Source organism: Pseudomonas sp. ADAK7 (assembly GCF_012935675.1).
In the GTDB taxonomy this organism is placed as follows: domain Bacteria; phylum Pseudomonadota; class Gammaproteobacteria; order Pseudomonadales; family Pseudomonadaceae; genus Aquipseudomonas.
The window spans coordinates 6,435,772-6,448,890 of record NZ_CP052861.1; the positions used below are offsets into that span (position 1 = coordinate 6,435,772).

The 13,119-nt window shown below is 56.3% G+C and carries 13 protein-coding genes; all 13 read left to right on the top strand.

Going from position 1 to position 13,119, the window contains the following annotated elements; all coding sequences use genetic code 11:
• Positions 1-8 precede the first annotated feature (8 nt).
• Positions 9-1,121 carry a histidinol-phosphate transaminase gene (gene hisC / locus HKK53_RS29590; RefSeq protein ID WP_169373683.1) on the top strand — a complete coding sequence of 371 codons (1,113 nt, stop codon included), beginning with the start codon at positions 9-11 and terminating at the stop codon, positions 1,119-1,121.
• Positions 1,122-1,149: 28 nt separating this feature from the next.
• Positions 1,150-3,357 (top strand): bifunctional prephenate dehydrogenase/3-phosphoshikimate 1-carboxyvinyltransferase, encoded by a 2,208-nt coding sequence (locus HKK53_RS29595; RefSeq protein WP_237150814.1) that lies wholly within the window; start codon positions 1,150-1,152, stop codon positions 3,355-3,357.
• Positions 3,354-4,043, top strand: a complete 690-nt coding sequence (cmk, locus tag HKK53_RS29600; protein ID WP_054051914.1) for a (d)CMP kinase — start codon at positions 3,354-3,356, stop codon at positions 4,041-4,043. The genes HKK53_RS29595 and cmk overlap by 4 nt, the downstream gene beginning before the upstream one ends.
• A gap of 120 nt (positions 4,044-4,163) precedes the next feature.
• Positions 4,164-5,858 carry a 30S ribosomal protein S1 gene (rpsA, locus tag HKK53_RS29605; protein WP_123406822.1) on the top strand — a complete coding sequence of 565 codons (1,695 nt, stop codon included), beginning with the start codon at positions 4,164-4,166 and terminating at the stop codon, positions 5,856-5,858.
• A 217-nt stretch (positions 5,859-6,075) separates the two neighbouring features.
• Positions 6,076-6,354, top strand: coding sequence for a hypothetical protein (locus HKK53_RS29610; RefSeq protein ID WP_169373685.1), 279 nt, complete (start codon positions 6,076-6,078; stop codon positions 6,352-6,354).
• 151 nt (positions 6,355-6,505) lie between these two features.
• The gene (ihfB, locus tag HKK53_RS29615) at positions 6,506-6,814 is read left to right on the top strand and encodes an integration host factor subunit beta (RefSeq protein ID WP_054051920.1); all 309 of its coding nucleotides are present in this window, start codon (positions 6,506-6,508) and stop codon (positions 6,812-6,814) included.
• Between the two features lie 11 nt (positions 6,815-6,825).
• Positions 6,826-7,065 carry a LapA family protein gene (locus HKK53_RS29620; RefSeq protein WP_169373686.1) on the top strand — a complete coding sequence of 80 codons (240 nt, stop codon included), beginning with the start codon at positions 6,826-6,828 and terminating at the stop codon, positions 7,063-7,065.
• A gap of 230 nt (positions 7,066-7,295) precedes the next feature.
• On the top strand, positions 7,296-8,372 hold the full coding sequence (gene rfbB, locus HKK53_RS29625; RefSeq protein WP_169373687.1) for a dTDP-glucose 4,6-dehydratase: 1,077 nt from the start codon (positions 7,296-7,298) through the stop codon (positions 8,370-8,372).
• Entirely contained in the window at positions 8,369-9,250 is an 882-nt protein-coding gene (gene rfbD, locus HKK53_RS29630; RefSeq protein ID WP_169373688.1) for a dTDP-4-dehydrorhamnose reductase, read from the top strand. Before rfbB ends, rfbD begins: the two co-directional genes overlap by 4 nt.
• Positions 9,247-10,137 (top strand): glucose-1-phosphate thymidylyltransferase RfbA, encoded by an 891-nt coding sequence (gene rfbA, locus HKK53_RS29635; protein ID WP_169373689.1) that lies wholly within the window; start codon positions 9,247-9,249, stop codon positions 10,135-10,137. Before rfbD ends, rfbA begins: the two co-directional genes overlap by 4 nt.
• A gap of 55 nt (positions 10,138-10,192) precedes the next feature.
• Entirely contained in the window at positions 10,193-11,116 is a 924-nt protein-coding gene (locus tag HKK53_RS29640) for a glycosyltransferase (RefSeq protein ID WP_169373690.1), read from the top strand.
• Complete coding sequence (locus HKK53_RS29645) at positions 11,113-12,075, top strand: UDP-glucose 4-epimerase family protein (RefSeq protein ID WP_169373691.1); 963 nt, start codon at positions 11,113-11,115, stop codon at positions 12,073-12,075. The genes HKK53_RS29640 and HKK53_RS29645 overlap by 4 nt, the downstream gene beginning before the upstream one ends.
• Entirely contained in the window at positions 12,072-13,085 is a 1,014-nt protein-coding gene (locus HKK53_RS29650; RefSeq protein WP_169373692.1) for an MraY family glycosyltransferase, read from the top strand. Before HKK53_RS29645 ends, HKK53_RS29650 begins: the two co-directional genes overlap by 4 nt.
• The last annotated feature ends 34 nt before the right edge of the window (positions 13,086-13,119 follow it).

The following is a 13,119-nucleotide window of genomic DNA, read 5'->3' on the forward strand; positions in this document are numbered from 1 at the left end:
GGTAGCAAATGAGTGGTGACTTCCTCGCTCTGGCACAGCCGGGCGTGCAACAACTTTCGCCGTACGTTCCGGGCAAGCCTGTGGACGAACTGGCGCGCGAGCTGGACATCGATCCGGCCAAAATCGTCAAACTGGCCAGCAATGAAAACCCGCTGGGTGCCAGTCCGAAGGCCTTGGCCGCGATTCGCGAAGAATTGGCCGAGCTGACCCGCTATCCCGACGGCAACGGCTTTGCGCTCAAGACCCTGCTGGCCGAGCAGTGCCGCGTCGAACTCAATCAGGTGACGCTGGGCAACGGCTCCAACGACATTCTGGAACTGGTCGCGCGTGCCTATCTGGCGCCGGGCCTGAATGCGGTGTTCAGCGAGCACGCGTTTGCGGTCTATCCGATCGTCACGCAAGCCGTTGGCGCACAGGCCAAAGTGATTCCTGCCAAAGACTGGGGCCACGATCTGCCGGCCATGCTGGCCGCGATTGATGCCGACACCCGCGTGGTGTTCATCGCCAACCCGAACAACCCGACCGGGACCTGGTTCGGCGCCGAAGCGCTGGACGAATTCCTTCAGGACGTCCCGGCCCATGTGCTGGTGGTGCTGGACGAGGCCTACATCGAATACGCCGAAGGCAGCGATTTGCCGGATGGCCTGGACTTCCTCGCGGCGTATCCGAACCTGCTGGTATCGCGCACCTTCTCCAAGGCCTATGGCCTGGCGGCGCTGCGGGTCGGTTATGGTTTATCGACCGCGGTGGTGGCCGATGTGCTGAACCGTGTGCGCCAGCCGTTCAACGTCAACAGCCTGGCCCTGGCCGCTGCGTGCGCTGCGCTGCAGGACGCCGAATACCTGGCGGAAAGCCGTCGCCTGAACGAAGCCGGCATGCTGCAACTGCAAGCAGGTTTCCGTGAGCTGGGGCTGAGCTGGATTCCGTCGAAAGGCAACTTCATCTGCGTCGACCTGGGGCAGGTCGCTGCGCCGGTCTTCCAGGGCTTGCTGCGCGAAGGCGTGATCGTGCGTCCGGTGGCCAATTACGGCATGCCCAACCACTTGCGTATCACCATCGGTCTGCCGGCTGAGAACAGCCGCTTCCTTGAGGCGCTGACCAAGGTTCTGGCTTGTGGTTGATGTCACTGCACTGCAATCTGCTGAACCTATGATCGGGCGCCTGGTGGTGGTCGGTCTGGGGTTGATCGGTGGTTCGTTTGCCAAGGGGTTGCGCGAAAGCGGCTTGTGCCGCGAAGTGGTCGGGGTCGACCTCGATCCGCAGTCGCGCAAACTGGCGGTTGAGCTGGGCGTGGTGGATCGTTGCGAAGAAGACCTGGCGGTTGCTTGTCAGGGCGCCGACGTGATTCAACTGGCCGTGCCGATTCTCGCCATGGAAAAAATGCTCGGCCAGTTGGCGGGCATGGACCTGGGGCAAGCGATCCTGACCGACGTCGGCAGTGCCAAAGGCAATGTGGTGCGTGCGGCCACTGTAGCGTTCGGCGGCATGCCGGCGCGTTTCGTGCCGGGGCATCCGATTGCCGGTTCCGAGCAGAGTGGGGTGGAAGCCTCCAATGCCGAGTTGTTCCGGCGCCATAAAGTGATTTTGACGCCGCTGGATCAAACCGATCCGGCAGCCCTGGCCGTGGTCGACCGTTTGTGGCGCGAATTGGGCGCCGATGTCGAGCACATGCAGGTCGAGCGCCACGACGAAGTGTTGGCGGCGACCAGCCATTTGCCGCACCTGTTGGCGTTCGGTTTGGTCGATTCACTGGCCAAGCGCAATGAAAATCTTGAGATCTTCCGTTACGCTGCGGGCGGTTTCCGCGATTTCACAAGAATCGCCGGAAGCGACCCGGTCATGTGGCACGACATCTTCCTCGCCAATCGCGAAGCTGTCCTGCGCACACTCGATACATTTCGCAGCGACCTCGACGCCTTGCGCGACGCGGTCGATGCAGGGGATGGGCATCAATTGCTGGGCGTGTTCACGCGCGCCCGGGTTGCCCGCGAACATTTCAGTAAAATCCTGGCCCGCCGGGCTTATGTGGACGCTATGAACTCCAACGACCTGATTTTCCTGGGACAACCTGGTGGCCGCCTGACTGGGCGGATTCGTGTACCGGGCGACAAGTCCATTTCCCACCGTTCGATCATGCTCGGCTCCCTGGCCGAAGGCACCACCGAAGTGGAAGGTTTCCTTGAGGGCGAAGATGCCCTGGCGACCTTGCAAGCCTTCCGCGACATGGGTGTCGTGATCGAAGGTCCGCACCACGGTCGTGTGACCATTCACGGCGTCGGCCTGCATGGCCTGAAGCCTGCGCCAGGTCCGATCTATCTGGGCAACTCTGGCACGTCGATGCGTCTGCTGTCCGGCCTGTTGGCCGCGCAGAGCTTCGACAGCACCCTGACCGGTGATGCCTCGCTGTCCAAGCGTCCGATGAATCGCGTGGCCAATCCGCTGCGTGAAATGGGTGCCGTGATCGAGACCGCTGAAGAAGGTCGTCCACCGATGACCATTCGTGGCGGCAACAAGCTTAAAGGCCTGACCTACACCATGCCGATGGCCAGCGCCCAGGTTAAATCCTGCCTGCTGCTGGCCGGTCTGTACGCTGAAGGCAAGACCACCGTCACCGAGCCGGCACCGACCCGCGACCACACTGAGCGCATGCTGCGTGGCTTCGGCTATCCGGTTACGGTCAACGGCGCTACCGCGTCGGTCGAGTCCGGCCACAAACTGACTGCGACCCAAATCGAAGTGCCGGGCGACATCTCTTCGTCGGCGTTCTTCCTGGTGGCCGCGTCGATCGCCGAAGGTTCGGAGCTGGTGCTGGAACACGTCGGCATCAACCCGACCCGTACCGGCGTGATCGACATCCTGCGTTTGATGGGGGCGGACATCACCCTGGAAAACCAGCGTGAAGTCGGCGGCGAACCTGTGGCTGACTTGCGCGTGCGAGCAGCTAAACTCAAGGGTATCGAGATCCCTGAGGCGCTGGTGCCGCTGGCCATCGACGAGTTCCCGGTGCTGTTCGTGGCCGCGGCCTGCGCCGAAGGGCGCACCATCTTGCGCGGCGCCGAAGAGTTGCGAGTCAAGGAGTCGGACCGGATCCAGGTCATGGCTGATGGCTTGCTGGCGTTGGGCGTCAAGTGCGAGCCGACCCCGGACGGCATCATCATCGACGGCGGCCTGATCGGCGGCGGCGAAGTGCACGGTCACGGCGATCACCGGATCGCGATGGCTTTCAGCGTGGCTTCGTTGCGCGCCACCGCACCGATCCGCATTCATGACTGCGCCAACGTCGCGACTTCGTTCCCGAATTTCCTCGCGCTGTGCGCGCAGGTCGGTATCCGTGTTGCACAAGAGGCTCAGTCGTGATCATCAAGCCACCGGTCATCACCATCGACGGCCCTAGCGGTTCGGGCAAAGGCACGATTGCCGGGATTCTGGCCAAGCGTCTGGGCTGGTGCCTGCTGGATTCCGGCGCGCTGTATCGTTTGCTGGCATTCGCGGCGCGTAATCATGGCGTCGATCTGACCAATGAAGAGTCGTTGAAGCTGTTGGCCGCTCATCTGGACGTGCAGTTCGTCGGCGCGACGGAAGGGCATCCGCAGCGAATCATTCTTGAAGGTGACGATGTCACCGACGATCTGCGCAACGAGCAGGTCGGCGCCTGGGCCTCCCAGGTCGCCGCGCTGCCGGCGGTGCGCGATGCGTTGCTGCAGCGCCAGCGGGCGTTCCAGGAGCCACCTGGCCTGGTAGCCGATGGTCGCGACATGGGTACTGTGGTTTTCCCGGACGCGCCGCTGAAGATATTCCTGACTGCCAGTGCCGAGGAGCGTGCGCGCCGTCGATACTTGCAGTTGAAGGGCAAAGTCGATGGTGTTAGTCTGTCGAGTCTGCTAGATGAGATACGTGTCCGCGATGAGCGTGACACCCAGCGAGCGGTAGCCCCGCTCAAACCGGCGGCTGACGCCATACAGCTGGATTCCACGGAATTATCCATCGATCAGGTGCTGGAACGCATCATGAGTGAAATCGCCATTCGCGATATCGCCGGGTGACCAAGAAGCTTTGCAGGGGACCAGTCATAGTCTTGCGATGCTTCTTCTAATGAACGTAACCCACGTCGTCTGGGATGTGGAGATGGGCGTATCCTTCGCCCTTATTCAACAGGAATTAAAATGAGCGAAAGCTTTGCGGAACTCTTTGAAGAAAGCCTAAAAACCCTGAACCTTCAGGCAGGCTCCATCATCACCGGTGTTATCGTTGATATCGATTACCAAGCTCGCTGGGTAACCGTTCACGCTGGCCTGAAGTCTGAAGCACTCATCCCGCTTGAGCAGTTCTACAACGATGCTGGCGAACTGACTATCAACGTCGGTGACGAAGTTCACGTTGCTCTGGACTCGGTTGAAGACGGCTTTGGTGAAACCAAGCTGTCCCGTGAAAAAGCCAAGCGCGCTGAATGCTGGATTGTTCTGGAAGCAGCCTTCGCAGCCGAAGAAGTGGTCAAGGGCGTTATCAACGGTAAGGTTAAAGGCGGCTTCACTGTCGACGTTAACGGCATCCGTGCGTTCCTGCCAGGTTCTCTGGTTGACGTTCGTCCAGTGCGCGACACCACGCACCTGGAAGGCAAAGAGCTGGAATTCAAGGTCATCAAGCTCGACCAGAAACGCAACAACGTTGTCGTTTCCCGTCGTAGCGTCCTCGAAGCCGAGAACTCCGCCGAGCGTGAAGCTCTGCTGGAATCCCTGCAGGAAGGTCAACAAGTCAAAGGTATCGTCAAGAACCTCACCGATTACGGCGCATTCGTCGATCTGGGTGGCGTCGATGGCCTGCTGCACATTACCGACATGGCTTGGAAGCGTATCAAGCATCCTTCCGAAATCGTCAACGTTGGCGACGAGATTGATGTCAAGGTTCTGAAGTACGATCGCGAACGCAATCGTGTTTCCCTGGGCCTCAAGCAACTGGGCGAAGATCCATGGGTTGCTATCAAAGCCCGTTACCCAGAAAGCACTCGCGTTACCGCTCGTGTAACCAACCTGACCGACTACGGCTGCTTCGCTGAGCTGGAAGAAGGCGTTGAAGGCCTGGTACACGTTTCCGAAATGGACTGGACCAACAAGAACATCCACCCTTCGAAAGTCGTACAAGTCGGCGACGAAGTGGAAGTTATGGTTCTGGACATCGACGAAGAGCGTCGTCGTATTTCCCTCGGCATCAAGCAGTGCAAATCTAACCCATGGGAAGATTTCTCTGGCCAGTTCAACAAGGGCGATAAAATCTCCGGCACCATCAAGTCGATCACCGATTTCGGTATCTTCATTGGTCTGGACGGCGGCATCGACGGTCTGGTTCACCTGTCCGACATCTCCTGGAACGAAGTGGGCGAAGAAGCCGTTCGCCGCTTCAAGAAGGGCGACGAGCTGGACACCGTTATCCTGTCGGTTGACCCAGAGCGCGAGCGCATCTCCCTGGGTATCAAGCAACTGGAAAGCGATCCGTTCTCCGAGTACGTTCAAGAGAACGACAAAGGCGCAATCGTTAAAGGCATCGTGAAAGAAGTTGACGCTAAAGGCGCCATCATCACTCTGGCCGACGATATCGAAGCGACTCTGAAAGCCTCCGAAATCAGCCGTGACCGCGTTGAAGACGCGCGCAACGTTCTGAAAGAAGGCCAGGAAGTAGAAGCCAAGATCATCAGCGTTGACCGCAAGAGCCGCGTAATCCAGCTCTCCATCAAGTCGAAAGACGATGCTGAAGAGAAAGAAGCAATCCAAAGCCTGCGCGACAAGCCAGCGACTTCGGAACCTGCTGCTGGTCCTACCACTCTGGGCGACCTGTTGCGTGCACAAATGGAAAAACAGAACTAAGTTCTGTCAGACCATAGAAAAAGGGCGACTTCGGTCGCCCTTTTTTGTGCCTGCGATTTAGTGAAACTCCCCAAGCGCTGCTCTAAATCCTGCGCCAGTGAAACCAATGCCTTTAACCTGCTGTCTCTTTCTTTAACAGGATCAACCGTTTAATTGCAGCTAGGCTTACACCAGATGCGAGCGACAGTCGGGGCAAGCGTCCGATATAAGGAAGTGAATGAACAAGCTCATTGCCGTAGCGGTGCTACTGATACTGGCAGGTTGTACCACTAACGCCAAGACTCACGTCGTGCGTGGCGTCAGCGGTATCGAGGTCGATTGTTCTGGTCTGGGCTCCGGTTGGGAGAAGTGCCGCAAGCGAGCTGACAGGGAGTGCAAGGGGGGTGGTTACAAGGTGGTCGCCCGATCTGACGATGCCAAAGATGAGGACGAGTTTCCATTCGGCTTCAATCCGGCAGGGTTCGTGACGCGCACCATGTTGGTCATTTGTCGGTGAGCGCGTAACGCCTTTGTCGTGTTGTGGTGCTCCGTAAATGTGCATCACACGCTTGGTAAATATATGTCAAACCCTGGGCTGTTCAAATTCCTCCGGGCATGCTAAAACCTTTGAAGCGCTGATCTAGCTGCTTGAAAAAGAAGGGAAAAATATGACGAAGTCGGAGTTGATCGAACGAATTGTCACCCATCAAGGGCTGCTCTCATCCAAGGATGTGGAGCTGGCCATCAAGACCATGCTTGAGCAAATGTCCCAATGTCTGGCCACCGGCGATCGTATCGAGATCCGTGGGTTCGGCAGCTTCTCCCTGCACTACCGCGCACCGCGCGTAGGGCGTAATCCGAAAACCGGTCAATCTGTCAGCCTCGATGGCAAGTTCGTCCCGCATTTCAAGCCGGGCAAGGAACTGCGTGATCGGGTTAATGAGGAAGAGGAGGAAGGTTTTGACCTCCACAACTAAAGGGGCGGCGCATGCGTAACCTCAAGCGTGTACTCCTTGGCTTGGTTCTCCTGTTGCTGGTTCTGGCGATTCTTGCGTTTGTCCTGGAAAATCAGCAATCGGTTTCGCTGCTGTTTCTTGGTTGGGCGGGTCCACAATTACCGGTATCGGTGGTCATGGTGCTTTCGCTGCTGATCGGCATGCTGATCGGGCCAATTCTGGGTTGGTTTATGGGGCGTTCGTCCAGAGCATCCCGCAAGCGCCTCGTTTGATCGAGGCTGATGTAACGGACGTGTTGAATTTGCGTCACAGCTTGTCTATATCCATTAGTAAAAGCGTCATTAAGCTGTAAAATGCTGCGCTTGTCCGGTAAAGGCATAATCCCATATCGGTCAGACTGACTCTGTCAGAAGCCTTTAGCTTAGATGAAGGCTTTTGCATTCATGGATTAGACAGCGCTCGATCGACGGCCCTGTCAGCAACTCAAAGGGTGTAGTTTCGCGTGAAAATTCTAGTAACCGGTGGCGCCGGGTTTATCGGCTCCGCAGTCATTCGTCATATCATCTCAAACACTACTGACGCTGTCGTTAACGTCGATAAACTGACTTATGCCGGTAACTTGGAGTCGCTGGCCGAAGTCAGTCAGAACCCGCGTTATGCGTTTGAGCGCGTTGACATCTGCGATCGCGATCAAATCGACCGTGTCCTGCGTGAACACCAACCAGATGCCATCATGCACCTGGCCGCAGAGTCCCACGTTGATCGTTCGATCTCCGGTCCGTCCGAGTTCATCCAGACCAACATCATCGGCACCTACACGTTGCTGGAAGCTGCACGCCACTACTGGGCTGCACTGGATGATGCGCGTAAAGCCAACTTCCGTTTTCACCATATCTCCACCGATGAAGTCTACGGCGACCTCGAAGGGCCGGAAGACCTCTTCACCGAAACCACACCTTACCAGCCAAGCTCGCCGTACTCGGCCAGCAAGGCCAGCTCCGATCACCTGGTTCGCGCCTGGACCCGTACCTACGGTCTGCCGACCCTGGTCACCAACTGCTCGAACAACTACGGCCCGTGCCACTTTCCCGAGAAGCTGATCCCACTGATCATCCTCAATGCGCTGGAAGGCAAGCCATTGCCGGTCTATGGCAAGGGCAACCAAGTTCGTGACTGGCTCTACGTCGAAGACCACGCTCGCGCACTGTACAAAGTCGTCACCGAAGGTGTTATCGGTGAGACGTACAACATTGGTGGCCATAACGAAAAGCAAAACATCGAAGTCGTGAACACCTTGTGTGCACTGCTCGACGAGTTGCGCCCGGATTCTGCGCATCGCCCTCACGCCAGTCTGATCACCTATGTTCAAGATCGCCCAGGCCACGATCAGCGTTACGCAATTGATGCCAGCAAAATCCAGCGCGAGCTGGGTTGGACGCCGGAAGAAACATTTGAAACCGGCATTCGCAAAACTGTCGAGTGGTACCTCAATAACACTGAGTGGGTTGCTCACGTGAAGAGTGGCAGCTACCAGCAATGGATTGACCAGAACTACGCGGATCGTTCGGGTAAGGCATGAAAATCCTACTGCTGGGAAAAAATGGCCAGGTAGGGTGGGAGTTGCAACGCTCCTTGGCGCCGCTGGGTGAGCTGATTGCCCTGGATCGCAGCACTGGCGGTGACTTGTCCGATCTCGACGCCTTGCGCACGACGATTCGTCAGCTCAAGCCGGACGTCATCGTCAATGCCGCCGCCTACACCGCCGTAGATAAGGCCGAGTCCGAAACTGAGCTGGCCGACCGCGTTAATGGTCAGGCAAGCCAGGTTATGGCTGAAGAGGCCGTATTACTTGGGGCCTGGCTGATTCACTACTCGACCGACTACGTGTTCAGTGGGCAGGGTTCAAAGGCGTGGCAAGAAACCGATCCAGTCGCCCCGGTGAATCACTACGGCGCCAGTAAGCTGGCCGGTGAGCAGGCGATTATCGCTTCGGGCTGCAAATACCTGATCTTTCGCACCAGTTGGGTCTATGGCGCTCGCGGTAACAATTTCGCCAAGACCATGCTGCGTCTGGCTAAGGATCGCGAAACCCTGAGTGTCATTGCTGACCAGATCGGAGCCCCGACGGGTGCAGACCTGATTGCCGACGTGACTGCATTAGCGATTCAGCAAGTCATGCAGCGCCCCGAACTGACGGGTCTTTATCACCTGGCTGCCAGCGGCGAAGTTTCCTGGCACGGCTATGCTAGTCATGTGATCGAATTTGCCCAGGCCAATGGCGAGCAACTTGCCGTAACGACTGTCAATCCGATCGAAACCAGCGCTTATCCAACACCTGCACGTCGCCCTCTGAACTCACGTTTGAACACTCAGAAGCTACGTGACAATTTTTCTCTACACTTGCCGGATTGGCAAAGTGGTGTAACCCGAATGCTTAGGGAAGTTCTGAACAAATGACCACGACAAATCGTAAAGGCATCATCCTCGCCGGCGGCTCGGGTACGCGCTTGCACCCGTTGACCCTTGGCGTGTCCAAGCAGATGCTGCCGATCTACGACAAGCCGATGATCTTTTATCCGCTGTCGGTACTGATGCTGGCAGGTATGCGTGAGATTCTGATCATCTCCACTCCTGAAGACTTGCCGTGCTTTCGCAAGTTGCTGGGCGACGGCAGCCTTTACGGCATCAAGTTGACCTACGCTGAGCAGCCAAGCCCGGACGGCCTGGCACAAGCGTTCATCATCGGCGAAGAGTTCATCGGCAAGGATCCTTGCTGCTTGATCCTGGGCGACAACATCTTCTACGGTCAGCACTTCTCGGATAACTTGCGTTCGGCGACCAATCAGCAGAGCGGAGCGACAGTATTTGGCTATCACGTCTCCGATCCCGAGCGTTTTGGCGTGGTTGAATTCGACGCTACTGGCCGTGCTCTCAGCATCGAAGAGAAACCGCTGAAACCCAAGTCCAACTACGCGGTAACCGGTCTGTACTTCTACGACAATGACGTTGTCGAGATCGCCAAAAGCATCAAGCCTTCCGAGCGTGGAGAGCTGGAAATTACCGACGTTAACCGTGCCTACCTCGAGCGCAAGACGCTGAGCGTTGAAATGCTCGGCCGTGGCTTCGCCTGGCTGGATACGGGTACCCATGATTCGCTGCTGGAAGCCAGTCACTTTGTGCACACCATCGAACAGCGCCAAGGCCTGAAAGTGGCCTGCCTGGAAGAAATCGCCTACCACAACGGCTGGATCAATGCCGAGCAGTTGGGCGCTCAAGCCGATGCCTTGAAGAAGACTGGTTACGGTCAGTACCTTCAAAAATTGTTGGACTCGCCTTCCCACTGATTCGACCGCTCAATCCTTTCGAGTAGAAGCGTCAACCGGTTCAAGCAGGAATGGCATGCCAGTAAAACATCCCAAGATTGCGGTTTTGCTGGCTGCCTATAATGGCATGCTATGGATCGAGGAGCAGTTAGCCTCGATTCTCGGCCAGATAGCTGTCGACGTAACCGTTTACATCAGTATCGACCCCTCCACTGATGGTACCGAGGCTTGGTGCGCGGCATATGCTGCCCAGCACTCCCAGGTTTTGGTCCTGCCGGCTGCTGGTAGTTTTGGTGGTGCGTCTCGTAACTTCTTCCGGCTCATCCGTGATGTCGATTTCGACGGTTACGACTACATCGCCTTTGCCGACCAGGATGATGTTTGGCACGCGGATAAACTCCAGCGTGCGTTCCTCGCCATTCAATCTCGTCAGGTCGATGCGTATTCAAGCAATGTCACGGCGTTTTGGTCGGACGGTAGAACCCATTTGCTGGACAAGGCACAACCTCAGGTTGCATGGGATTTCCTGTTCGAAGCGGCGGGGCCTGGGTGTACTTACGTCATGAGCAAAAGTCTAGCGGATCCGCTGAAGACTTCGATGCTCGATAATTGGCAGCAACTACAAGATGTCAGCTTGCATGACTGGTATTGCTACGCCTTCGCCCGAAGTCATGGTTTTCGTTGGTATATAGATCCACGGCCCTCCATGGACTATCGCCAGCATGAGCGTAACCAGGTAGGTGCAAACAAAGGCCTGAGTCCGTTGATTGCCCGCTACAAAACCATACATGACGGTTGGTGGTTCCATCAGGTGCAGTTGATTGCGAACCTGGTAGGGCAGGGTAGCAACTCTTTTGTTCTAACCTGGTTGAAGTTGCGTCGCAGGCAACTCATGAAACTTTCCTTTAGTGCCTGGCGTTGCCGACGTCGGGTGCGCGATAAAGTGTTTTTCTTTTGTATTTGCTGGGTAACAGCGCTGATAGGGAATAAGGCTCGATGACTTCCCTGAAGGTATTGGTTACCGGGGCAAGTGGATTTGTTGGCGAAGCGGTGGTTTTCAAGCTGTTGGTGGATAAAAAGTTCAGCCCGATCGCCGCTGCACGAGGCACCACGCGATTGCATGGGCTGTGCACGGTCCGGCCACTCGATCTGTGCGATACAAAGACCTTGCCGATACTTGATGACGTTCAAGTAGTCATTCATGCCGCTGCTCGAGTGCATGTCATGAATGAAGTTGCCGTGGACGCGTTAGCCGAGTTTCGTAAGGTTAATGTGCAAGGCACTCTCAAATTGGCGCAGCGTGCCGCCGAATCGGGGGTAAAACGCTTTATCTTCATTAGCTCGATCAAGGTTAATGGCGAAAATACACTCCCGGGCAACCCCTTCAAGGCTGATGATCCTTCCAAACCAGATGGCCCGTACGGCCTATCCAAATACGAAGCTGAAGAGGCATTGAAGCTGCTAGGCCGCGAAACAGGAATGGAAGTCGTGATCATTCGACCCCCGCTGGTTTATGGACCTGGTGTTAAAGCTAACTTTTTGACTATGTTGAATTGGCTTAACAAGGGCATTCCTTTGCCTCTTGGGGCGATTCGGAATAACCGTAGCCTGGTGGCCATTGGAAACCTGGCGAGCCTCATAGTCATTTGCATTGATCATCCCGCAGCAGCCAATCAGACCTTTCTGGTCAGCGATGGAGTAGACCTGTCTACAACTCAACTGCTGCGGCGCTTATCGAGTGCGTTAGGCAAGCCTGCGCGACTCCTGCCGGTGCCCGAGTGGATGTTGAAGCTCGCAGCCTCAAGCTTGGGCAGGCAGGCTGCGGTGCAGCGCATATGTGGTTCGCTGCAAGTTGATATAAGTAAGAATCGTGAATTGCTGGGGTGGGCGCCACCCATAAACATCGACAAAGCCATGCGTCAGACCGCTGGCCACTATTTGGATAAACAGGCGAAATGAGTGTTTGGTGGTTTCTGGTCGCAGTGTTCGTTGTTTCCTGGGTCTTGACTCTCGTCTTGCGTCGCTACGCTTTGGCGAAAAGCTTGATGGACATACCCAATGAGCGCAGTTCCCATTCGATCCCAACTCCTCGGGGCGGAGGGGTAGCCATTGTGGTGTCCTTTCTACTGGCGCTGCCTCTGCTTGCGAGTTTGGATCTGATAAGCCTCCCGGTCTTGGTTGGGCTGTTTGGCTCGGGTTTACTCGTTGCGGTTATCGGGTTCGCCGATGACCATGGGCATATTGCGGCCAGGTGGAGGTTATTAGGGCATTTCATCGCCGCAGCTTGGGCGTTGTATTGGATGAACGGGCTAGCGCCGATTGAGCTGTTTGGCTATGCGGTTAATTTGGGATGGTTCGGTAACATCCTGGCGCTGCTGTATCTGGTCTGGATGCTCAATCTCTATAATTTTATGGACGGCATTGATGGTTTAGCCAGTGCAGAGGCGATAAGCGTCTGTATGGGCATGTGCCTAGTGTATTGGTTTAGTGGGAATACGGAATTGATATGGTTGCCGTTGGTTTTGGCGGCTGCTGTTGCAGGGTTCCTTTGGTGGAATATTCCTCCGGCGCGGATCTTTATGGGGGATGCGGGGAGTGGTTTTTTAGGGGTTATTCTCGGCGGCTTGACTATTCAAGTGGCTGGGAGTTTTCCTGAGTTCCTCTGGAGTTGGATTATTTTGCTGGGTGTATTCATTGTGGATGCGACATGGACTTTAATTCAGCGTCTTATACGCGGAGACAAGGTATATGAGGCCCATCGCAGTCATGGTTATCAACATGCCGCCGATCGGTTTAAGCGCCACGCGGTGGTAACGTTGGGTATTGTGTTGATAAATATTTTGTTCTTGCTTCCCTTGGCTTTATTGGTAGGGCTGGGTTGGTTGGCAGGTGCTTGGGGTGTCCTGTTCGCTTATTGCCCTCTCATGATTTTGGTGTGGAAATTCAAGGCGGGAATACCAAATAGGTAGTTACATGGCGCTCTTGAGGTGATCGCAAGATTGA